Origin of the sequence: Dinghuibacter sp. (genome assembly GCF_035492835.1) — a bacterium.
Classification (GTDB): Bacteria; Bacteroidota; Bacteroidia; order Chitinophagales; family Chitinophagaceae; genus Dinghuibacter.
In genome coordinates this window covers 1-21,816 of the sequence record NZ_DATJIY010000024.1, presented here as the reverse complement: position 1 = coordinate 21,816, position 21,816 = coordinate 1, and the positions used below count along the sequence as shown (strand labels likewise).

The 21,816-nt window shown below is 61.3% G+C and carries 17 protein-coding genes; 8 read left to right on the top strand and 9 right to left on the bottom strand.

The features are described 5' to 3' along the window. Positions 1-24 precede the first annotated feature (24 nt). From VL547_RS02400 to VL547_RS02390, 3 genes are read right to left on the bottom strand one after another with little or no spacing between them, the layout of a single operon-like run. Positions 25-1,215: a hypothetical protein gene (locus tag VL547_RS02400; protein WP_325574791.1), complete on the bottom strand. Its 1,191-nt coding sequence runs from the start codon at positions 1,213-1,215 to the stop codon at positions 25-27. A gap of 37 nt (positions 1,216-1,252) precedes the next feature. Continuing rightward, a complete protein-coding gene (locus VL547_RS02395; protein WP_325574789.1) occupies positions 1,253-2,170 on the bottom strand; it encodes a type VI secretion system baseplate subunit TssG in 918 nt (305 codons plus the stop codon). Next, positions 2,167-4,026, bottom strand: coding sequence for a hypothetical protein (locus VL547_RS02390; protein ID WP_325574787.1), 1,860 nt, complete (start codon positions 4,024-4,026; stop codon positions 2,167-2,169). The genes VL547_RS02395 and VL547_RS02390 overlap by 4 nt, the downstream gene beginning before the upstream one ends. 156 nt (positions 4,027-4,182) lie before the next feature. Here VL547_RS02390 and VL547_RS02385 point away from each other — a divergent pair, with 156 nt between their 5' ends. Then, a complete protein-coding gene (locus VL547_RS02385) occupies positions 4,183-4,482 on the top strand; it encodes a PAAR domain-containing protein (protein ID WP_325574785.1) in 300 nt (99 codons plus the stop codon). On the opposite strand, the gene VL547_RS02380 is transcribed toward VL547_RS02385, so the two are convergent. From VL547_RS02380 to VL547_RS02370, 3 genes are read right to left on the bottom strand one after another with little or no spacing between them, the layout of a single operon-like run. After that, positions 4,463-5,656 (bottom strand): hypothetical protein, encoded by a 1,194-nt coding sequence (locus tag VL547_RS02380; RefSeq protein ID WP_325574783.1) that lies wholly within the window; start codon positions 5,654-5,656, stop codon positions 4,463-4,465. The genes VL547_RS02385 and VL547_RS02380 overlap by 20 nt on opposite strands. A 3-nt stretch (positions 5,657-5,659) precedes the next feature. Then, the gene (locus VL547_RS02375; RefSeq protein ID WP_325574781.1) at positions 5,660-8,137 is read right to left on the bottom strand and encodes a hypothetical protein; all 2,478 of its coding nucleotides are present in this window, start codon (positions 8,135-8,137) and stop codon (positions 5,660-5,662) included. Between the two features lies 1 nt (position 8,138). Further along, positions 8,139-11,441: a hypothetical protein gene (locus VL547_RS02370; RefSeq protein WP_325574778.1), complete on the bottom strand. Its 3,303-nt coding sequence runs from the start codon at positions 11,439-11,441 to the stop codon at positions 8,139-8,141. A gap of 204 nt (positions 11,442-11,645) precedes the next feature. On the opposite strand from VL547_RS02370, the gene VL547_RS02365 reads away from it, so the two are divergent. Both VL547_RS02365 and VL547_RS02360 read left to right on the top strand, forming a co-directional pair. Then, on the top strand, positions 11,646-14,084 hold the full coding sequence (locus tag VL547_RS02365; protein ID WP_325574776.1) for an FtsX-like permease family protein: 2,439 nt from the start codon (positions 11,646-11,648) through the stop codon (positions 14,082-14,084). A 2-nt stretch (positions 14,085-14,086) separates the two neighbouring features. Then, the gene (locus tag VL547_RS02360) at positions 14,087-16,528 is read left to right on the top strand and encodes an ABC transporter permease (RefSeq protein WP_325574774.1); all 2,442 of its coding nucleotides are present in this window, start codon (positions 14,087-14,089) and stop codon (positions 16,526-16,528) included. 10 nt (positions 16,529-16,538) lie between these two features. On the opposite strand, the gene VL547_RS02355 is transcribed toward VL547_RS02360, so the two are convergent. Together VL547_RS02355 and VL547_RS02350 are read right to left on the bottom strand one after the other, a co-directional pair. After that, positions 16,539-17,621, bottom strand: coding sequence for a serine hydrolase domain-containing protein (locus VL547_RS02355; protein ID WP_325574772.1), 1,083 nt, complete (start codon positions 17,619-17,621; stop codon positions 16,539-16,541). A gap of 78 nt (positions 17,622-17,699) precedes the next feature. Beyond that, complete coding sequence (locus VL547_RS02350) at positions 17,700-18,587, bottom strand: PfkB family carbohydrate kinase (protein ID WP_325574770.1); 888 nt, start codon at positions 18,585-18,587, stop codon at positions 17,700-17,702. A 214-nt stretch (positions 18,588-18,801) separates the two neighbouring features. Between VL547_RS02350 and VL547_RS02345 the strand changes: the two genes are divergently transcribed. After that, entirely contained in the window at positions 18,802-19,473 is a 672-nt protein-coding gene (locus VL547_RS02345; RefSeq protein ID WP_325574768.1) for a M15 family metallopeptidase, read from the top strand. Between the two features lie 10 nt (positions 19,474-19,483). Here VL547_RS02345 and VL547_RS02340 read toward each other — a convergent pair whose 3' ends face one another. Then, positions 19,484-19,969 carry a DinB family protein gene (locus VL547_RS02340; protein WP_325574766.1) on the bottom strand — a complete coding sequence of 162 codons (486 nt, stop codon included), beginning with the start codon at positions 19,967-19,969 and terminating at the stop codon, positions 19,484-19,486. A 104-nt stretch (positions 19,970-20,073) separates the two neighbouring features. On the opposite strand from VL547_RS02340, the gene VL547_RS02335 reads away from it, so the two are divergent. The 4 genes from VL547_RS02335 to VL547_RS02320 form a co-directional block, all read left to right on the top strand. Then, positions 20,074-20,649 (top strand): TetR/AcrR family transcriptional regulator, encoded by a 576-nt coding sequence (locus VL547_RS02335; protein WP_325574762.1) that lies wholly within the window; start codon positions 20,074-20,076, stop codon positions 20,647-20,649. 22 nt (positions 20,650-20,671) lie between these two features. After that, on the top strand, positions 20,672-20,902 hold the full coding sequence (locus tag VL547_RS02330; RefSeq protein ID WP_325574760.1) for a hypothetical protein: 231 nt from the start codon (positions 20,672-20,674) through the stop codon (positions 20,900-20,902). Continuing rightward, complete coding sequence (locus VL547_RS02325) at positions 20,896-21,282, top strand: type II toxin-antitoxin system VapC family toxin (RefSeq protein ID WP_325574758.1); 387 nt, start codon at positions 20,896-20,898, stop codon at positions 21,280-21,282. The genes VL547_RS02330 and VL547_RS02325 overlap by 7 nt, the downstream gene beginning before the upstream one ends. 34 nt (positions 21,283-21,316) lie before the next feature. Further along, positions 21,317-21,816, top strand: a 500-nt coding sequence (locus VL547_RS02320) for an MBL fold metallo-hydrolase (protein ID WP_325574756.1), incomplete at its 3' end; no start/stop codon positions are given.

The following is a 21,816-nucleotide window of genomic DNA, read 5'->3' as shown; positions in this document are numbered from 1 at the left end:
TATGTTTTTTTTGCGCTGGGTCATTTAGCTCAATGGGCTCCACCGCTTCGGCGGCGTCTTTTGCTGCTCGGGTTGTGGTGGCGGCGGCGGGGGCGGTGCCTGCTGTTGCGTCGCGGGTTGTTCGATGACAAAGACGCTCTGGCCCTTCTTCTTCCCGATGAACTCGAGCTGCGAGAGCTTCTGGAAGATCCCGCCGTACAGGCTATAGACCTGGTTGACCTCCTGGAATACGGTCAGCAGGTCAAAGTGGTTATAACCCACCTGTAGCGCCCGTAGCGTCTGGTTCTCGATCGTCCCACCCTGGAGCTCCCCCCACTCGGCGAAGTACGCCAGCATTTCCTCCCGGTCCTTTTCGCTATAGGTCTGTAAAAGCGTAAATAGATAGTAGACCCGCGACATCATCCATTCGCAGGTATACACCGGCGGCTGGGACGGCAGTATCCAGCGGTACGCCAGGCGGCCCTGGGCGAAGTGCTCCAGGAGCTTTTCGCTCAGGCGCATGATCGAGGCCGTGAGCGAATTCTGCGGTTGCGCGCGGCTGTTGACTTTTTGGATGATCCGGATACAATTCTGCTCCCAGGTTTCGGACGCCTGCCGGAAACGCTCGTACCATTCCCGGGTCTGGGCGATGCTCGTCATCGCCGTACAGCTGGGGATGAAGTCCTTTTGGACGACCAATTCCCCGTTGGCGAACGATATTTTCCCGACGACCAGCCCGCTCACCAGCTGAGCCGGTACCAGGTACTCGGCGGGGACCAGGTCCAGCGTCAGGGTCTCGCGGGTATAGGGGTGCCGGGGCGGGGTCTCCTGTACGGGCACGTCGCCTTCCGGCGCCCGGTTGAAGAGGTCCGCCTGGAGCACCACGAAGAGTTGCTGCGCCTGGCTGGTTTGCAGTCCGAACCGGGCCGCCAGCTCGGGGAAGCTCGCCTGGAGCGTCACGCCGAGACCCGGGTGGACCTCCAGCCGCGTCCCGTTCGGGGTGACGCCCTTGCACGAAAGGACCTCCACACGGATCAGCTGGTTGGCGTCCGTCGTGATCCGCACCTCCAGCGAACGGTCCGCCGGCAGGATGCCGAAGTTGAGGTCCGATAGGCCACGGGCGGCTACGTCCCGCACCTGCTCCGCGATATACTGCCCGGTTTCCTCGAAGTGTCTCCGGGCGATCTTCATTCCGTCGATCCAATTTACCGGCAGGTGTGTCAAATCCGAAAGCATACAGGTTATTTTATAATGTCTGCGCGCCGAAGGCGCGTCATAGTATCGTGGTATAATCCAATCGCCCGGCAAAAGCGCGTTCATCCCCGAGCGTAAAGGCGGGCAAACACCCCTCCAGGTCCGGCTCGAACACGACGTCCTGCTCGATGGGCGTCAGCGCCCCCGCCAGGTATTCCAGCGTTTGCAACCCGCTACCCCCCGGCAGCAGGTCGTCCAAATCTTCCGCGCGGTTGGCCCTGACCGTGACCCGCAGCGCCAGCTGGGTGTCCACGACCTCCCCCGGGAGCAGGCTGTCCACGCCCAGGTACGCGTCGCCGAGGAGCGGTACGTCGTCCAGCCATGTCCTGGCAGGCGGCGCCGTCCGCACCGTGACCGGGTAGCCGGCGATGTTTTCCAACACAAACGCCAGCCGCTCGTTATCCCCGCCAAAGCGGTGCAGCAACGGCAATATCACCCCCAATTTACTCCGCTGAAAACTCGTCAGGTGCTCCGGCATATCCCACAGCAACCCCATCAGCTCCCCTGACACATCGCTGTTGGTCTCGAAGATGAACTGCCGTTCCTCCCATTCCAGCCGCAGCAGCAACCGGCTCAATTCCTGTTCATACGGCAGGAAAAACATCCGCGCCCCCTTCTCCCGTTCCGCCTGCCGCGCGATGTCCTGGACGCCGCTTTTGACGCCGGGTTCGGGCTGGTGGATCAGGTCCTGGGGCAGCCGGTCGTAGAGGCCCTCGCGGTTGATGTGGACCGCGAGCCGCTTCCGGCGGCTTTGTCCGACCTCCATCTCCTCGACCTTCTCGATCTCCCGGGAGAAATTCCGCCGGAACAGCGATTTGCGGAGCACCAGGATGTCGTCGGCCGACAGCCCCAGCGCGCCGAGCTCGGCGAGGATCACCTCCAGGCGGATGTCCGCCTCCGGTAGTACGACGTCTTTTATGTTGATGCGCTCGTTCATCGGGAGGCGCCTTTTAGGACGAACTGATAGGGCACGTTCCCCGCGGATTGCCGCTCGATCTTCAACTGCAACGTGCGCAGCCTTTCCTGCCAGTCCTGGGCGTTGAGCCCCCCCGGCGCGGGCGTCACATATACTTGTATACAACGCATAAACCCCTCTTCCTTCCCCGTCCCGCGGACGTAGGCCTTGCGCACGTCGAGCGAAGCCAGGTCGCTGCCGAGCTCCGCCCGCACAAACGCCTTCACGTCCTCCAGCGTCACCACCCGGTGGTGCGTGAGGAGCATGCGTTTGTATTGATCGATCTTTTCCTTGTCCGATAACCGGGCGCGTCCCCCGAACGTCGACTGAATCATATAGATCGAACCCTGGCGCACCGTCCCGTTCTGATAGGGTGTCAGCTTGGAGCCCAGCGGGATCTTGTTGGCGATCTCGCCGTTGCTCGTCCAGTATTCGATGAGGATGTTCGCGCCTTCCCGCCGCGGCCGGACCATCAGGTAAGGGTGGGGCGAGCGGTTGCGGCTTTGGCCCTTGACCTTTTCCTCCAGCCGGGCGTGGATCTGGTTGAGGTCGCGTATATTCTGCTCCAGGAAGTCTTCTCCCAGGGAAGAAAAGAACGCGCTTTCTTCCCGTATCAATTCGGTGAGCGCCGCCAGCGTCTGGTACGTATCGCGCTCGTCAAAACGGTTGATCCCGTACCGGAGCGCGTACGTCTCCGGCGGCTGGTTCCCCGACACACCGAAGGGGATCAGGCGGATCGCCGTCCCCTGGCTGTTGGTGACCTCCTTTATCGACAGGAAAATGCCGTCGCTGTCGAGCGGCACGATGTTCATCGTCTGCATCAGCTTATAGGTCATCCGGTTCAACCGGCGGTTCAGCACCGGTATCGCGTTGATGCTGCAAAACAGGCTGTCCAGGGCTTCCTCCGGGAGCGCCGTGGGGAGGCGCACCTCCACCCACGTCAGCGGGTCGCGCAGCTCCTGGAGGTCGCGCGCGGCGAACCACTGCGTAAACGCCGCGGGGTAGGGGAGCCGCTCAGTGGCCGTGCCCACGCCGCCGGTGATCGTCACGAAATGCCTCGCATAATGCTGCCCGGCCTCTTGCTCGGTCTTCTGCATCGAATCGAACTCGTGCTCGATCCCATCCATCCCCGCGGGCACCTCCTCCCATTCGGGAAAGCCCACGCGGACGTTCAGCGGCCGCCCTCCCGCGTACCACGTGGCATACGGGAGATAGGCGTACCAGGCGTCCGCCCCCGTGCGGTTGGCCCAATAAAAGAAAAACGAGAGCCCCTCCAGCCCGGTGGCCTGTGGGGGAAGCTCGAGTCCTATCCAGAAACTTTGGTATTGCTGCTGCGGGACGCGCCCAGAAGAGACCGCCAGCGACTGCTTCTGCGCGCCGTCATGGACGCGGAAGAGCTCCCGCCGGGAGGCCACCGTTTTCACCGAGCCATCTACGATCCGCATCGGAAAAGCGGGGGAGAAAAAACAATCGACCATCGGCGCATCGCGCCGCAACTCCGGGTTGGGCGCTTTGAATACGAACTGTGCGTCGGGGTAGAGCGTCGAGACGGGTTCGGTGGAGCGGACCTGGAGCACGCCCGTGGCTGGTTTGGCGTCCACCGTGCCGGGATGCAGGAGCTGCGCCAGGCGTTCGAGCATACGGTGCTGGGCCTTGGGGATTTCCCCGGCCACCCTTTCGACTTCCACCGACAGGGCCTCCATCAACAGGTTGACCAATGGGTCGAAGTCGTCCATTTCGGTTTCGGAGAAACCCCATACTTCGGCCGCGCGTTTGAGCAGACGCGCGCGCACCCTTTCCCGTGAAAAATATTTATGGTCGAGTTCGTTGGGTAACATTTACGCTGGTCGATTTTTTCGCCCTCTTCGTCGATTATTCCCTCGCCTGTCCTGGTTTTTCACGTCCCCCCTTTTATCGATTTTGTCAGAGCTTTCATCGAAAAGTAGGTAAATTTTCGCGATTAAACGCGTATTTTGTATATAAGATTTACAGCTATGGGACAACCCGCCGCACGTTTAACCGATATGCACGTTTGCCCGATGGTGACCCCCGGTCTCCCGCCCATTCCCCACGTAGGCGGCCCGGTCGTCGGCCCGGGCGCCCCCACCGTCCTGATCGGCGGTATGCCCGCCGCCGTCGTGGGCGACACCTGCGTCTGCGTAGGCCCGCCCGACTCCATCGTGATGGGCTCCACCACCGTCCTGATCGGTGGCAAACCCGCCGCCCGCATGGGCGATACGACGGCCCACGGGGGGACGATCACCCTGGGGTGCCCTACCGTCTTGATTGGTTGATGACCGGCCGGAGCGGCGTGTAGAAACGCATCCGGTCCCCGTTGCCGACACCGCTGACCGCGGTGTGTTGCCCCGCATAGAACATTTCCACGCGATAAGGGCCGTGCGCCTCGATTTCCCAGCATTGGGGCTCGATGCCGCGCACAAAATACACCTGCAACGTGTCGTTCGGATTCCTTCCGGACGTTTGAAAAGGCAGTATGGTGGTCAGCGCGTTTTTCCCAAAAGCCACCTCCCGCCCATTCATATACCGCCGGTCCCCCGCCGTGACCTGCCGGACGTGGACGTCACGGCCAAAGATGAAGATGGTGTTGATCGCCAGCTGAGCGTCCGCGAACAGGCTTTGGGGGAGCCGGTCCTTGCGGCCGGCCACCGAGAGCGGGATGGCGATACAGTTACCGCCGCTGGAGGGGTTCCCGGTCCAGGGCGGCGCCGACAGGTCGTTGAAGTGATAGCTCCACGTCCCGTCGGATTTTATGGCGATGAAGTTGCTCCCATTGGCATAGTAGTCGTGGCGGTCCGATCCGGGCACATAGATCGACCGGTTGGGGTCGTAGACGAAGATACGCTTTATGGAACCGGAGACATCCTCATAGTAGGGGACCAGCACGTGCGCGGAGTCCGTGGGGATGAGCGACTGCGAGACGCTGATGACCGGCTGATCCCCCTGGGCGAGGTATTTCCCGACCTGGTAGTACGCATAGTTGCCGTCCCGGTTTTCCTGGGCGGCGATCACGTCGAGCAGGAAGACGAGGAACCCCCGGTTGATCTGGTTGCCATGGGTGATCATGATGGCTTGTACGAGCTTTGGGTCCAGCGCGCCCGACAGGCTGGACCTCGCGGGATAGATATAGGGCGGGTGACAGAACCCCATCCAGCCGCCGTCGGACATCATCAACATGGCCATCACGTCCATGCCGTAACAAAACCCCGCGTTGAATAACTTGTCTTTATAGAGGTCGTTGTAGAAGATCTGGTCGAAGTCCCCGGCCGGGTTGGGCGCGACGCCCACAAAGGTGGCGCGGAAGTTGTCCCAGGAGACGTTCCCGGAGTCCATGTTCCCGAAGGCCCAGGTATTTTCGCGAAGCCAGGGCGTGTCCACGGCCTGGGCGGAAGCGGCCGGGGAAGCGGCCAGGAAAGCCATCATACAAAGGCCGGGCAAGAGTGCTTTCATATGCTAGGGAGTTATGAGTTTGACGGTAGACAAAGCCGATAGCTTCCCGTCGGTCTTCAGGAGCGCGACCTTGTAGTAATAGGTTTGACCATGGGTGACGCTCGCGTCGGTATAGGTATCGCCTTGCACCGGCGCCTTGACAATCGGGTTGAATACCCCCGTGGCGGACGCCGACCGGTAGACGATAAAGCCCTTATCCGTGACCGGGTCGAACGCGGGCGTCCAACGCAAAACCACCGAGCAGGGCGCCGCGGTGGTACCGATCGTATCGATCACCGGAGCGGGCACCGCGGTCGTGCTGAAGGTAAAGGTACTCACCGAGGCCGCCAGCTCCAGGGAGGTTTGATTACCCCCGTAGTCGATCCCCACGACTTTGTACCAATAGGTCAGTTTGGGTTGAACGGTTTTGTCCAGGAAAAACCCTTGGCTCATCCAGGGCATAGCCTGGACCGGTATGCTATCGCAGGGCAGCACGGCCGGTGCGTGATAGGGTGACGTGAGTACCTGGGGGGATTTTGGTGGGAGCTCCACGGTCATGCCGCCCACCCACGTAAAGTCGGTGACGGGGGGCTCCTTGCCTGGAATGGCGCCTTGGGCGCGATACACCTGGTAGGCCCGTATGTCCTGGGAGGGAGGACCGACCCATTGGACGAGGATGCTCGCCGGCAGCGCGTTCAACCCCGTGATGGTGGCGGCTTCCGGGGGTGTGGTGTCACGCAGGTGCGCACACACGATCTGTTGTTGTTCGGCGGGCGTGGGCACGGGGAAAGCGCCGCTTTCGTTCCCGGAAGAGTCCTTGGCTTTTACCCAGTACGCATAACAGAGGGGTGAGCCCGGCGGCACGGTGTAGTCGTCGAGCATATAGTGTCCCGCGGCCTTGGCCCGTTTGGCGGAGTCCTGGGTGATCGTCCCCAGGAAAACGAAGGTGCCGCTGCAGGGGCAGGGGAATGTTTTTCGGTCATTCACGGCCAGGGTGGGAGGGACATAGCTCTTCACGCCCGTATTGGCATCGGGCGTGCCCGCATACCAGCTGCGGCAGGTATCCGGCCGGTCGCAATTCACCCACTGCCCCAAATGACACAGGCTGCGGTAAACCGTGTATTGCGCCATGTCCGGTTCGGTATTGAGCTGCCACATCACCGAAATATGGTCCTCGAAACCCTTTGCCATGACGCCCTTGACGATACGCGGCGCCGTGGTATCCTTGACGATGGCGGATACCGCCGTTGACCAGGGGCTGATATTACCCGCCACGTCCACCGACCGGACGCGGTACCACCAGGTTTTGTCCCCGTACTGCGCGCGCAAGCCGCTATAGGTGTCCAGGGTGTCGTCGGTATGGAGGCCCTTCCGCGCGGGGACGATGTTGGCCACCAGGGTGGGTGTCAGCGTGAGCGGGCTGCCAGACCCCGTGAAGCGGTAGACCTTGTACGTGACCGAGCTGTCGGGTTGTTCCTGCCGGCCTTTGACGTCCCTGGTGACCTGGGTCCAGCCGACGCGTACATACCCGTGCACGTCGTCCACCGACGTCGTCAGGTTCCCCGGCGCCACCGGCGGCGTGGTGTCCCTGGGCGTCACGGCGGCAGCCGGTCCGGAAGCCGTCCCCGGGCGCAGGAAGAAGTCCAGGGCTTTTATGCGATAGAAGTAGGCGGTGTTGTCGGACGGCCCGTTTACGTTTACGCCGGCGACGATATGTGTGACGGGGTGACCCGTGGCGTCATAGTGCTGGAAGTCGACGTACCCCAGCGCGTTCGGCACGAGGGTGTCCCCGTTGAGCTGGCGGGTAAAGGTGGATGTATAGGGGCTGGGATTGACCCGGGTATAAGGCCCACCCGCATTGGTAGCGCGTTCGACGGCATAACCGGCCGCCCCGGGAACGGTCGCCCAGTTGACCTGCGCGGTGGCGTCCCCGGCCTGTGCCTGTACCTGGCCAGGTGCGGCCAGCGGCGACACCACACCGGCGGTGACCGCCAGGTCGGTGGCCACGGTCGTCCCGGGGCCTATCGCGACAATCTTATACTGGTAAGCCTGACCATTCGTGACGCCGTGGTCCTCGTACCCCAGCCCCACCGCCTCCGCGACCGGCATGTTGCTGGCCGTAAGAACGGCCAGGCGCTGGCGCTTGGCGCTGGTCAGCGAACCGTTGACCAGACAGGGATTGAATAGCGTTGTGGAGTCCGCCAGGCCGGCCGCGACCAATTTCCAGGCCGTGGAGTCCAGGCCGTGTATCAGCAACGCACGTATGGCGGCGCAACCGGTGGCGGGTTGTATGGGCGTGGGGTTGACCGGCGCGGCCGGATAGGCAGGATCGGCCGCCGGTTTACGGAAGACATTATAGCCCGTGGCGCCGCTGACGGAAGGCCAATTGAGCGCCACGTACAAACCGGGGCCCGGGTTGGACGTGACGGCGATCTGGGCGTCGGCCGTGCGGATGAGCACGCTGAGCATCAGGAAGACGCGGAATCCTTTCATCTGTGTCATTTTAATTAATATAGAATCCCTGTGCAGAATTGAGCCCGATGGTGACGCTCACCGACCCGCAGAAGACCCAAAGGACGCAGGCATGGAGTCCTACCGATCCCTGAAAGGAGAAGGGATAGGGCCCGATGATCTGCAGGTCGAAGCTGGCGCCCGCGGAGACGAGACCGCCGAGGATCTCGCCGTTGATCGATCCCCCCAGGTTCCCGACGATATAGGGCAGACCCACGCCGGATGTCAGCGCGCCGAGGGCGCCGGCGCCCTGGGGTGTGAGCATAAACGCGCCCAGACCCAGGAATACCTCGTATTGCCCGGAGACGATATAGAGGTTCACGCCTTGCTGGACGTGGATATAGCCATAGATCCCGGATAGGTTGTCCGGCAACGCCGCGGTGTTCAGGGCATATTGCGGAGAAGTCCCCATCAGCACCCAGGCATCGGCCTTTGGCGCGTTGTGCCCGATATAAAAACCGGACCCGAGCGTGGTCCCCGTGCCGCCGACCAGCGTAATCCCACTCATGATGGTGAGGGCGACCTGTCCCTGGAGCGACTGGTAGTCGGTGCCCAGGTGCCAGTCGAGCTGGCCCTGCGCCTGCAGCGAATTCCCGCTGAGCACGTCGCCCTCTCCCAGGGAGATGTCCCCATCCACTTCGCCCTCGATAAAGCCCTGCGCCTCGTTGACGGTCAGTTGGGCGTGCCCGTTGACCTCAGCGTCCAGCGAGAGCGCCAGCGACAGGCTGCACATCCCGTCCAGGGTCAGGCGTTGCATGCTGGGCGTGACCTGCAGGATGGCCGAGAGATAGTCGCCCGCCCGGATGACGGCGCTAAGGTTGGCCGCGTTGGAGATCGACCCCCCCACCACGACGTTGTCGATGTCGTCGCCGTGTACGCAGGCACATCCCCAGATCTGGGTCAGGTTGGACACATCGGCTACGGGCCCCAGCGCGATGGCGTGCATGTCCGTCGGGTCGGTCCCCATACGGATACAGGTGCCGCGGCTGCTCATGTCGAGGGTGGACCCGACGCCGGAGCCACCCGGCAGGCATCGCAGCGCGCTCGTTCCCGTTCCCACGAAGCCGTCCTGGCTGGTCGCGTTATAGTTGATGTCGAACTGGAACAAACCGAGCCCGTCATGCCAGTTCCCGCCGACCGACCGGTGGGTCGGCAGGAAGTCGCCGGTCGGGGCATTGCTCAGGGAGACCTCGCGTCCGTCGAAAGGATCGGCCTGGTGTGCGGGCACATAGCTGTCGACGATGTTCAGGTAGTCCCCGCCGAAGAAATGGAAGTGGGCGTTCCCCGCGACATGGAGATAGGGTTTGGAACCCGGATAGGGTGATAGCGCCACGGCCGTGGGCACGAAGTCAAATTTGTCAAAGGATTGGTTGGCCGAATTATAGTCGAAGAAAAGACGACCCACCGACCCGTTGGCCAGGATTTCCCCCCAGGTCAGCCAGAAGGGTTGCGCGAAGTGCCTTTTTTCCGACAGCCCGCTGGCAGTGAGGATGATCTGACCCGTGCGCCCGCTCAGGGTGCCACCGCTGGCGAACCCCGGTTTCTGGACGAGCGCCAGGCCCCAGTAGGACAGCGAATCGTTGAGACCGATACCCACCTGTCCGCCCGCGTTGTTGGCCGTGGATGTAAAGAAGATGCCGTCCACCACGAAGTACCCGCCGGTGGGTTGGGGCTCCTTCAGGATGGACTTATAACGGCACTGGACAACCGCGCTTTCCCAGCATTGGAGCTCGATGGCGTCGACATATTTGACCGCGACCGCCCTGTTTTGGTCGCCCACGGGGAGGAAGGTAAACGGCGTGACCCCGTCATACAGCGATTGGGACGGGTCGCCTATATACACGCTGTCCGCCCTGCCGATCCGGGTGTGGATGTTGCACGCGACCCCTTCCGAGGCGACGTTCAGCCACCCGCTGCGCTGGTAGAGCAGTCCGAAGTCCAGGTGGCTGCCGCTCAGGCTGACCGCGGGTTTTTGCGGGTCGAAGTGGGTGGGGGACTGGAGCGTATTGACAAAAAGGGTGCTGAATGCCTTGAAGGTGACGCCCTGGAACCCCAGGCTGTCCACGTCGCGCAAGCTCAGGTAGCGCACCGAATCGAAGATCGACGCACCCCCGCTCAAGGGTGGGCGGAAAGGCTTGGGCTGCGCCGCGAAATACACCATGGCGGCGCTGTCGATCCCCCCGATCCCAAACGACTTCTGATCGCCGCCGCCCGCGTGTACGAGGTCTCCCCAGCACACGTTTATCCCGGCGGGGACGGTGACGAGGCCGATCGCGTCGAGGTTGCGGGTGATCGCCAGCAGCGGACGGGGCAGCACCACGTCCGCATCGTTCAACAGCCGTGCCGCGGTCCGCGGCAGCCGTATCCGGCCGCCCAACATCAACCCGCTGAAGACCTGGCTGGAATCCAGTACCAGCCGGGCGGTGTCGAACGTTACGATGTATCCCAGGGGCTGGGCCGGCGCATACGTATACGGCTGGGCCAGCACCATGGTCGCGGCAAGGCCGCCCGCGTCCACGGAGGCCAGGGTATAGAGATAATGACCTTGCAGGTAGCCGGTGTTAGACAGCACCGTGTCCCCGGGGCTGCCATCGGAACCGCCGTTCAACAGGTCCACGCCCTTCCACGCAGCCGGGTGTCCGTCCGCCGCGTATGATTGGGTGGCGCTGAAGTCCGCGACATATCCCCGTCCGTGCACCGCCAGGGTGGTGTTCCCCACCGTGAAAACGCCATAGTTGGAATCGGGCAGGACTTTATAGAATTCGCACGCGTTCGTGAGGCTGATCGTGCCCAGCCCGATGGTGGCCCCCTGGCAACCGCCCGTCCCGCTTAGTGTAGCGGGCAGCCGCAGCCGGGCGCCCGCCTCCGCGTTCTGGCCGGGTCGGATGGTCACCGTGTCCACTTCGAGGCTAAAGCCCGGCGCGACGTTCAGGCTAAACCCGCCGCCGGTGGCCATGCCCGCGCTAACGGTTCCGTACCCCCGGCGAAGGGGGTGTGTCGTCACCCCGGTAAAATGCACGGTGACACCCGGCCAGCGCAGGCCGTTCCGCAACCGGTTTTCGAAGATGATGATCGGCCGCTGACAGCCGAAGTGGATCGTGCCCGTGCCCGAAAGACCGGTGTAGACCAGCCCCTTTGCGTCATAGGCGCCGCGGGAAACGAACGAGTCCACGACAACGGTGAAGTTGCCGAAGTTCAACGTGTCCGGCGGAGAGATGAGACGGATGGGTCCAATCGGTCTTATGGGTCGAAGCAGCGTGTCCTGCGCTGTCGCTGCCTGGTGTAAAAACAACACACAAAGGCAGACAAGGGGCCTTGGTATTTTCTTGGTTAGTCCCATGAGTAGTGAGCGGTTGAATCGGGGACAAAATTTTAAACTTTTCAGGTCAATTGAAAGCGTACATATACGCGACTTGTATCGAAAGCGTACGCCGCCTTTTTATGTAGTCATTGCTCCTCAGGCCATTATAGGTGGCATTCCCTTTGTTCACCCTTGGACATGTACCGCAACTACCTCCTCGTGGCCCTGCGCCAGTTCCGCCGCCAGAAGATGTACGCTGCCATCAAGATCGGCGGCTTCGCCCTCAGCATCACCGCCTGCGTCCTGATCGCGCTGTATATCCGCGATGAAATGGCGATCGACAGCCATATCCCCGACGCGGACCGCGCCTTCCGGTTTGTGTCCGACTGGCATAAGGTTGGCCAGGGCATTTTCTCCTCTGACCCGGCGCCCCTCGGACCCGCGCTGACCGAGAACTTCCCGCAGATCGAAAAGGCCGGCCGGGTGATGGGCAACGCCCTGTTTGACAAGGCGGGCGCCAACCAGGTCCGGACCGCACAGCAGACCCAGAACACCTACGAGGAAAAATTCGTCTTCGCCGACCAGGCCTTCATGGACGTGATGGGTTTCCCGATGCTTTATGGCCAACCGGGTCACGCGCTCGACGCGCCCTATACCGTCGTCATACGGAAACGCATAGCCGACAAATACTTCCCCGGGCAGAACCCCGTCGGCCAGGTCGTTATCCTCAACGACGACAAGACGCATCCCTATACCGTAACCGGCGTCATACCGGATTACACCTCCGTTTCCTCCGTCACCGAGGACTGGTTCCTCACCCTCAAGGGCGTGGAGCTCTGGCCGGGGGAACAAGGCGATTGGGGCGCCTACAACTATTCGACGTTTTACAAGCTCAAGCCCGGCGTCGACCCGGTTGCCTTTGGCAAGTTGATGTCGGCGACGCTCGCCAGGCGCTACTATGTACCCAACATGAAGGCCAACGGCGACAATGACGCGGAAAAAAAAGGCGCGCTGTTAAGCGTCTACATGCAACCCCTCCGCGACGTCTACCTCCATTCCAGCGGGATCGACGGCGGGTGGGACAAGGGCGACATCAAGCTGATCTGGATGTTTGGCGGCATCGCTTGTTTTATCCTGCTCATCGCCTGTATCAACTTCATCAACCTGGCCACCGCCAAATCCGCCAACCGCGCCAAGGAAGTCGGTCTCCGCAAGGTCGTGGGCTCGCAGCGGGGCAGCCTGATCCGCCAGTTCCTGACCGAATCGATGCTCTATAGCTTCCTGTCCGTAGCGCTGGGCGTGGTCCTCGCGTATGTCCTGATCCCGTTCTTCAACCAGCTCACGGGTAAAGAGCTGTCCATGCCCTGGAGTGAATGGTGGCTGGCGCCGTCGCTGCTGGCCGTCATATTCGTGGTCGGCGTGGTTGCTGGTTTATATCCCGCGTTCTACCTCTCGAACTTCCAACCCGCCAAGGTGCTCAAGGGCAACGTGGCCCGCGGCTCGCGGAACTCCGCGCTGCGCAGCACGCTGGTCGTCTTCCAGTTCACGACCTCCATCATCCTGATCATCGGCGCCTTTGTCGTGTACCGGCAGATGCAATTCATCCTGCGCCAAAAGATCGGTTTTGACAAGGACCAGGTCATGATACTTCAGGGTACCACTGCGGTGAAGGACATCCAGGCCTTTAAAAACGACTTGCTCAGGATACCCCAGGTCAAAAGCGTTTCCGTCAGCGACTACCTGCCGGTCTATGTACCGGGGGATAAGATGGACGCCAACGGCTTCTACAAGTGGGGACATGCCAAGACCGACCCGGAACAGTTCTGCCAGTACTGGATCGTCGACCACGATTACCTGCCAACGATGGGCATGACCATGCTCGACGGCCGCAACTTCTCAAAGGAAATGGCGGGCGACACCGCCGCTGTCGTCGTCAACGAGGAGTTCGCCAAACGACTCGGTCTCGGGCCCCATCCGGTGGGCAGTCTGATCGACCATAGCGGCGCCCAGCTCCGCGTCGTCGGCGTGATCAAAAACTTTACCTCGTTCTTCAAGTACGACATGCCGGCCGTCTGCCTGAAGCTCGGCGTCAGTCCCGGTTTGGTGAGCATCAAGCTCGGAACGCCGAACATCGGCAACGTCATACCCGTGGTGTCCCAGGTCTGGAAGCAGCACGTGCCCAACCAAAACCTGCGCTATCTCTTCATGGACGAAGGTTTCCGCACGTTCTACAAAGACGTCCAGCGCGACGGCTCGATCCTCACCTGCTTCACGGTACTGGCCGTCATCATCGCCTGTCTCGGTCTGTTCGCGCTGTCCTCCTTCATGGCCGAGCAACGGATCAAGGAGATCGGCATCCGCAAGGTCCTCGGCGCGTCGATTCCCCACCTGCTCGCATTGATGTCCCGCAACTTCGTTTTCCTGATCCTCCTGTCGGTGCTGATCGCCTCCCCCGTCGCCTGGTGGGCCATGAACCGCTGGCTCCAGGACTTCAAGGCCGACTACCGCCAACCCGTCGACCTTTGGGTATTCGGAGCCGTCGGGCTCGCGGCGCTCCTGATCGCTTTGTGCACCACCGGGTATCAAAGCCTGCGCGCGGCGCTCGAAAACCCCATTAAGAGCCTTAAATCGGAATAACCATGTATCGCAACTACCTCCTCGTCGCCCTGCGCCAGTTCCGCCGCCAGAAGATGTATACCGCCATCAAGATCGGGGGCTTTGCCCTTAGCATCGCCGCCTGCGTCCTGATCGCGCTATATATCCGTAACGAGCTCGCGATCGACCGGCACATCCCCGATCCAGGCCGCACCTACCGCTACGTGGTGAACTGGCAGAAAGCCGACATGGGTATATATACATCTACTCCCGGTCCGCTGGGCGTCACGCTGGGAGCGGACTACCCGCAGATCGAAAAGGCCGGCCGGCTGATGCCGAACGAGCTGTTCGCGAAGGTGGGCGCCAACCAGGTCCGCACCGCCGCGCAGGCCCAGAATACGTACGAGGATAAGTTCGTGTACGCCGACCAGCCCTTCCTGGATATCATGGGTTTCCCCATGCTCTACGGCACGGCCGGTCACGCGCTCGACGCCCCCAACACCATCGTCATACGGAAACGTATAGCCGATAAGTATTTCCCCGGGCAGAACCCCGTTGGCCAGGTCATGATCCTCAACAACGACAAGGAGCATCCGTATACCATCACCGGCGTCATTCCCGACTATGCCGGCAAATCCTCCATCGAATACGACTGGTTCCTCACCCTCAAGGGCGTGGAGCTTTGGAAGGGCGAGCAATCCTATTGGGGCGCCAACAATTACATCACCTATTTCAAGCTGAAAGCCGGCGTCGACCCCGTCGCCTTCGAGAAGGAGCTGTCCGCTTCGCTGTCCAAACGGTTTTTTACGCCCTCGTTGAAAGATTACGGCGTGAAGGACGCGGATAAGAAGGGGGCGTTATATAACGTCTTTATGCAACCCATCCGGGACGTCTATCTCCGCTCCTACGGGATCGGCGACGAGCTGCCCTTCCACGGCGATATCCGGCTGATCTGGATGTTTGGGGGCATTGCCTGTTTTATCCTGCTCATCGCGTGTATCAACTTTATCAACCTGGCTACCGCGAAGTCCGCGAACCGCGCCAAGGAGGTCGGTCTCCGCAAGGTCGTCGGCTCGCAGCGCGGCAGCCTCGTCCGCCAGTTCCTGACCGAATCGATGGTGTATAGCTTCCTGTCCGTGGTGCTGGGTTTGCTCCTGGCCTGGATGCTGTTGCCGTTCTTCAACCAGTTGACGGGTAGGGCGCTGTCGTTACCGTGGGGCGTCTGGTGGTTCGTCCCGACGCTGCTGGCGGCCATACTCGTAGTGGGCGTCGTCTCCGGTTTGTACCCCGCGTTCTACCTGTCCCGTTTCCAACCCGCCAAGGTGCTCAAGGGCAGCATTGCCCGCGGCTCCCGGAACTCGGCGCTGCGGAGCACGCTCGTCGTATTCCAGTTCACCACCTCCATCATCCTGATCATCGGCACCTTTATCGTGTACCGGCAGATGCATTTCATCCTGAACAGAAAGGTGGGCTTTGACAAGGACCAGGTCATGGTCCTCCAGGGCACTGCCGCGATCAAGGATATCAAGTCCTTTAAAAACGACCTGCTGCAGATACCCCAGGCCAAAAACGTCTCCGTCAGCGACTACCTGCCCGTCTATATCTCCGGTGGCAAAACCAACGGCAACAGTTTCTATATATGGGGCCGCTCCAAGCTCGACGCCCCCATCTTCGGCCAGTACTGGATCGTCGATGAAGACTACCTGGCGACGATGGGCATGACCCTGCTCGACGGCCGGAACTTTTCCCGGGCCCTGGCGGGCGACACCGCCGCGGTCGTCATCAACGACGCCATGGTCAAAAAACTCGGCCTCGGCGCCCACCCCGTGGGCAGCCTCATCGACCACTACGGCACTCAGGTTCGCGTCATTGGCGTCATCAGGGACTTCAACTCCGACTTCAAGGACGACGTCAATCCCGTTTGTCTGCAACTGGGGATCAGCCCGGGTCTTGTCAGCGTCAAGCTCAACGCCGCCAGCGCGGGGGACCTGATCCCCAGGGTAACCGACGTCTGGAAAAAATACGTCCCCAACCAGACCCTCCGCTATACGTTCATGGACGAAGGCTTCCGCGAGATGTACGCCGACGTCCGGCGCGACAGCTCGATCCTGACCTGCTTTACCGTCCTGGCCATCATCATCGCGTGTCTCGGGCTTTTTGCGTTGTCTTCCTTTATGGCCGAGCAACGCACCAAGGAGATCGGCATCCGCAAGGTCCTCGGCGCCTCGCTGCCGCACCTGCTGGTGCTGATGTCGCGCAACTTCGTGTTCCTGATCGTCCTGTCGGTCCTGATCGCGTCGCCCATCGCCTGGTGGGCGATGAACCACTGGCTCCAGGACTTCAAGGCGGACTACCGGCAGCCGGTGCAGCTGTGGGTTTTCTTCGCGGTCGGGGTCGTTGCGCTGTTCATTGCGTTGGTCACCACCGGGTACCAGAGCTTGCGGGCGGCGCTCGAGAATCCGATCAAGAGTCTGAAGACGGAATAGGCCTTTGCCCCTATTCGTTTTCCGGTTGGCCCTTCGGTCCCTCCGGGAGGTTAAAGCATTGTTTCAGTATCTCGTCGGTGATCCCGCTCGGGGAATCTTTTATCTTGTCTTTGTTGATCATCACCACGACGTAGATGTTCTGCGACGGCACGACCTTGATGTCACAGAGACTTCCGATGCCGGTGCCACCGCCGCCTTTGTGTATGACGAGGGTGCTTCCGGCCATGCGCGACTCCCAGCCTGGGGTATAGGTCACGCGGGTGGAGTAGGGGGTCCACATCGTGGTGGTCGTGGCTTTTTGGAGCAGCGTGTTCTTTTGTAATGCCTGGCAGAGTTGTATGGCGTCCGCGAGCGTGGTCTGCAACCCGCCGGAGGCTACGCCATAGTCGCCGGGTTTGAAGTGGGACTTGATCGCGACCTCTTTGCCGTTCCTGTCCAGCTGGCCGGTGCTGACGTCGCCGGTGGACAGCCCGACGCCGGTGCTGGTCATACCGGCGGGGGTAAAGACCTGTTGCCGCATATAGGCCAGGTAGTCCATCCCGCTCACGGCCTCGATCAGCTTACCCATGATGGCGAAATTGAAGTTGTTGTACTGCCCGCGGGCGCCGGGTTGGAAGACGAGCGGCTTCGCACCGGCGGCAGCCGCGGTATTGTTGAAGTCGGGGTCTTTCGCTCCTTTTACTTCGGGTATGCCGCTGGTATGCGCCATGAACTGGCGGACGGTGATGTTCAGCCAGGCCGCGGGCAGCGTGGGCATGTATTTTTTGATCGGATCGTCCAGGTTCAGCTGGTGCGCCTGTACCAATCGCATGAGGCCGATCGCCGTGAATGCCTTGGATACCGAACCGATGCTAAAGGCGGTATGGACGTCGGTTTTGGCGGAGCCGTCGATCGAACGGACGCCATAGGCCTGCTGGTACAGGACGTTGCCGTCCTTGATAACGGCCACGGCCATCCCGGGAATGGCGTCCTGCGTCATGACTCTTTGGATGATGGCGTCGACCTTCGGCCCGACGTTTTGCGCGCATGCGCCGCCTGCCGCGAGGGCTGCGAGGGCCGCGGGGAGGCATAGGAGGTAAGCTAGCTGTCTCATGCCTATAAAATACAAAAAATTCCACTTCGACCTCGCGGCCGCTTCAATGCCGCGTCCGCTTCGACCCCGCGTCCGCTCCTACGCCCTTTCCGCGCGCCGCAGCACCCCCTCGACCTGCGCCATCGTCCCCGTGTAGGGGCCGCCCGCCTCGATCTTGAGCGTCGCCATCGCCGCGCCAAAGGTCCCCGCCTCGGCCTCGGTCGCCCCTTTCAGGCGTTGCTGAAGATAACCCGCCATATAGGTGTCGCCGCACCCGGTGGCATCGGGCCGGTTGGTCTGCGGGACAAACGCGGGGACGGTAATGAATTCGGAGCCGTTATAGATCAGCGAGCCCTTGCTCCCGCTGGTGATGATCACCTCGGTCGCGCCCCAGCCGTGGAGGATCGCCGCGCCCCGTTGGGGGTTGGATTCGCCCGTGAGGACGTACATCTCTTCATCGCTCGCCTTCAGGTAATGTATGTAAGGCAGCCATTCCAGCTTCGATGCCCAGTCAACCGGCACGACCCGCTGGCGTTCCACGCGCCGCAAAAAACCTTGTACGTCCAGCGAAACCGCGCCCTTATCCGCCAGCATCCGTATGGCTTCCCCGGGGATGTCCTCCGCCAGCAGCGGCCCGAGGTGGTAGACCCGGGCCTCGACCTCCGCCAGGTCCTCGAGCCGGAACGGGTCCGCGACCTCCAGGACGCGCTGCGTCCGCTGGTCGGTGTCCGCGCCATATTTATTTTCAAAGTGGACCGTGTGCGCGCTGCCGAGCACCGTCATCGGCACTCCCGCGGCGCGAAGCCCGTCGAGCAGGCCCTCCGTCAGACCGCCCGCGCCCAGCGCCGTCACCAGGCGGTACCGCTCGCCCCGGTGCGCCAGCGCGTGCGAAAAATATATCGCGGTGCCCCCGGGCATCACCCGCGTATCGAAGGGCGTTATAACCGTATCCCGGGTCACGTGCCCGATGCAGCAGATATCCAGCATTCCGCAAAGGTAATTAAACCGCGGATTCCGGCATACGCCCCGGGGCGTTTCACCGGAACGAGCCCACGGCGTTTCACCGCTCCCTGCTTCCGCCGGATGGCAGCCGAGGTGCGGCAATGCATCGCCGCCGGCGCCGGCCCGCACGCCGCGCTGGACGTCCTCATCAACAACGCCGGTTGCTGCGCCGTTACCGGGATTTCGCTACCTTGAGCCAATGAAGCTTTCCGCGCTTTTTTGGTGCCTGTTATCGTTGCGCGCGGCCGCGCAATATAGCCTCGCCACCGTCCACGACACCGCTACATACAACGCCGCCGTCCGCGCCGATCCCCGCCAGGCGCTCGTGTCGCTACAAGCCGCGATCCCGGGCGTCGTCCTCGATATCCGGTATGCGACCGACAGCAACCTGATGCACCGGCCCGTATATACGGTCGCCGCCGCCTACCTCCGGGCCCCCGCGGCGCAAGCGTTGCGCGCCGTCGAAGCCGAGCTCGCCGTCAAAGGCTATGGCCTTAAGATTTTCGACGCATACCGCCCCTACGCCGTCACCGTTATGTTCTATGAAGCGTATCACGACACCAACTTCGTGGCGTCTCCCTATACAGGCTCCCGCCACAATCGCGGCTGCGCGGTAGACCTCACGATGATCGATCTGCGGACCGGTCGCGAGCTCTCCATGCCGACGCCCTACGACGCGTTCACCCCCAAGGCCGCCGCGGCTTACGGCGACCTTCCCGCGGACGCGCGACGTAACCGCAAGCTCCTCCAGTACGTGATGGTCAGGCACGGGTTCAACATCTACGCCCATGAATGGTGGCACTTCGATTACGCCGGCTGGAAGGACTATCCCGTCACCGACATACCTTTCGAGGCGCTGTCCGCGCCATAGGCCGGCGCGCTCAGCGCTCCCAAAACGGCGGCGGCTCGATCCCGAGCGCCCGCAGGTACACATACCCCTGCCCACGGTGGTGGACCTCATTGTCCATCAGGTACAACAGCGCCTCGTAGATCGTCGTCTCGTACATATTGAACACCTTGTCCACCTCCTGGAACCGCGCGGGCGCGATCTGCGGCCACCAATGGTCGATGGTCCGCGTGGTCTCGTCCCACCGGTCCAGCAAGTCCCGTTTCGTCGCCGGCGCGCCTTCCGCCGAACGATGCGCCAAAGCCTCGGTGTCGGACCATTGGCCCGACGCCACGCCCCGCACCCCGGTGGAGGCCATGCTAATCATCTCGAGCGCGAGACCCGCAAACGGGCGCATCCCGCCCACCGAAAAAGTAAAGAGCTTGTCTTCCGGGAACGCCTCGATAACGCGGCGCGTCAACCGGCGATGGCCCTGCCAGTGCTTCAGAAAGGCCTGGGCGGTAAGTAGTGTTGCTTCCATGTCCCGAAAGTAGACCGCGACATTGCCAACCCTATGTCAGCAGCCTCCGGCTATTTTTCACCGCGGGCTCAAAAATGAAAAAATATTCATTAATTTTGTATCCGATGCGCCCCCGCGACGACCAGAAGATCCCGCAGCTCTTCACCGCCACCCTTGGTCTGGTGGCCAAAGTCGGCCTGTCCGGCCTGACGGTGCCGCAGCTAGCCAAGGCCTCCAAAGTCGCTACCGGCACGGTATACGTATATTTCAAGGACAAGGACGACCTGATCAATGCGCTGTATCGTGAAGTGAAATATCGTTTTCAGGACGCCTTCTTCGCCGGCTTCGACCCCTCGAGGCCCGTCAAGGAATCCCTACGGAAACTATGGGACCACGGTCTCCGCTATATGGCCGCCCACTACGAGGAGCAGATTTTCCTGCAGCAATACAGCATCTCGCCCTATCGCCGGGCCGACGACATGACCGCCTACGCGCAAAAGATGATGGCGCCATTACGGGACATCCTCCGTGCAGGCCAGGAGCAGGGTCTCGTCAAATCTGACAAGGAAAGGCTCATCGTCCCGCTCCTCATGGGCTTTATGTCCCAGGCCGCCGAAGCCGCCCGCCACGACCCCTCGTTGCTCGGCAAAGCCGCCCTCGACAAGAGCTTCCGCTTTTTCTGGGACGCGATAAAGGAGTAACTTTAGAGTATAAAACAACGTTATGCAGTTACAATACATATCCGATAACACCGGCAACCCGACAGCGGTCGTTATACCCATGGATAAGTGGAATGAATTGATTAACAAGTATTCCGAATTGGAGAATGATGTGTTAAAAGAGGCTTCCGCCAACCGTAAAAGACGCCCTATGTCTTACTATGCAGGCATCTTGACAAAAGAAGAAGGCGAGGCATTTCAACGCTATGTCCAACAAAGTCGTAACGAATGGTAAACAGATATTTACTGGATACGAACATAATAATTGCCCGGTTTGACGAATCGCTTCCCGAAAAAGGGAAGAATTTTCTTGACAAAATTGGGTCAGAATTATCCGTAATAACCCGGATAGAACTGTTGGGATGGGGTAGTCTTACGGTCGAAACATATATCAGAATGACAGATTTTGTCAATGACTCCATCGTTTACCTGCTCACTGAGTCGATTACCCGAAAAGCCATCGATCTCCGGCAGACATTCAAACGATTGAAAACCCCGGACGCCATCATCGCTGCGACAGCCATCGAGCACGGCCTGGCACTGGTAACTCGAAACCTCGATGACTTTAAGCAAATTCCAGGGCTGACGATCATCAAACCCTTCGACCTGAATTAATTTTTTTCCCCAAATAATGAATAAAAATTCAATAATGCGCCAAATCTCCCCCCACATCTACCTCCTCCCGCTGGGTCCCGTCAACGCGTACCTCGTCGAGGATGGCGACGACCTTACCCTGATCGACACCGGTATGCCCGGGAGCGCGAAGAAGCTCCAGCTGCCGAAGGCGCCAAACCGCATCCTGCTGACGCACGCCCATACCGATCACGCGGGCAGCGCGGCGGCGCTGCAAAAACAATGGAATGTCCCCGTCTGGGCGCACGCCGAGGACGCCAGGCTCGTCGAGCAGGGCATCCCCGGGCGGACGCCGATGCACCTATCTCCGGGCGCCGTCAACTGGCTTGTCTACCACCTCTTCGTAAAGAACGCCGCAAAAACGATTGAGCCCGTGAGCATCGAGCGGACGCTAAGGGACGGCGAGCGATTAAGCAACGGCCTAACGGTCATCCATACCCCCGGTCACAGCGCCGGGCACGTCGCCTTCCTGCACGAAAAGGACCGCGTCCTCATCGCCGGCGACATCTGCGCCAA

What these genes read in the sequence shown, in the direction of transcription:
- VL547_RS02400 (WP_325574791.1), bottom strand. Translation starts at nt 1,215, where the DNA reads ATGCTTTCGGATTTGACACACCTGCCGGTAAATTGGATCGACGGAATG.
- VL547_RS02395 (WP_325574789.1), bottom strand. Translation starts at nt 2,170, where the DNA reads ATGAACGAGCGCATCAACATAAAAGACGTCGTACTACCGGAGGCGGAC.
- VL547_RS02390 (WP_325574787.1), bottom strand. Translation starts at nt 4,026, where the DNA reads ATGTTACCCAACGAACTCGACCATAAATATTTTTCACGGGAAAGGGTG.
- VL547_RS02385 (WP_325574785.1), top strand. Translation starts at nt 4,183, where the DNA reads ATGGGACAACCCGCCGCACGTTTAACCGATATGCACGTTTGCCCGATG.
- VL547_RS02380 (WP_325574783.1), bottom strand. Translation starts at nt 5,656, where the DNA reads ATGAAAGCACTCTTGCCCGGCCTTTGTATGATGGCTTTCCTGGCCGCT.
- VL547_RS02375 (WP_325574781.1), bottom strand. Translation starts at nt 8,137, where the DNA reads ATGACACAGATGAAAGGATTCCGCGTCTTCCTGATGCTCAGCGTGCTC.
- VL547_RS02365 (WP_325574776.1), top strand. Translation starts at nt 11,646, where the DNA reads ATGTACCGCAACTACCTCCTCGTGGCCCTGCGCCAGTTCCGCCGCCAG.
- VL547_RS02360 (WP_325574774.1), top strand. Translation starts at nt 14,087, where the DNA reads ATGTATCGCAACTACCTCCTCGTCGCCCTGCGCCAGTTCCGCCGCCAG.
- VL547_RS02355 (WP_325574772.1), bottom strand. Translation starts at nt 17,621, where the DNA reads ATGAGACAGCTAGCTTACCTCCTATGCCTCCCCGCGGCCCTCGCAGCC.
- VL547_RS02350 (WP_325574770.1), bottom strand. Translation starts at nt 18,587, where the DNA reads ATGCTGGATATCTGCTGCATCGGGCACGTGACCCGGGATACGGTTATA.
- VL547_RS02345 (WP_325574768.1), top strand. Translation starts at nt 18,802, where the DNA reads ATGAAGCTTTCCGCGCTTTTTTGGTGCCTGTTATCGTTGCGCGCGGCC.
- VL547_RS02340 (WP_325574766.1), bottom strand. Translation starts at nt 19,969, where the DNA reads ATGGAAGCAACACTACTTACCGCCCAGGCCTTTCTGAAGCACTGGCAG.
- VL547_RS02335 (WP_325574762.1), top strand. Translation starts at nt 20,074, where the DNA reads ATGCGCCCCCGCGACGACCAGAAGATCCCGCAGCTCTTCACCGCCACC.
- VL547_RS02330 (WP_325574760.1), top strand. Translation starts at nt 20,672, where the DNA reads ATGCAGTTACAATACATATCCGATAACACCGGCAACCCGACAGCGGTC.
- VL547_RS02325 (WP_325574758.1), top strand. Translation starts at nt 20,896, where the DNA reads ATGGTAAACAGATATTTACTGGATACGAACATAATAATTGCCCGGTTT.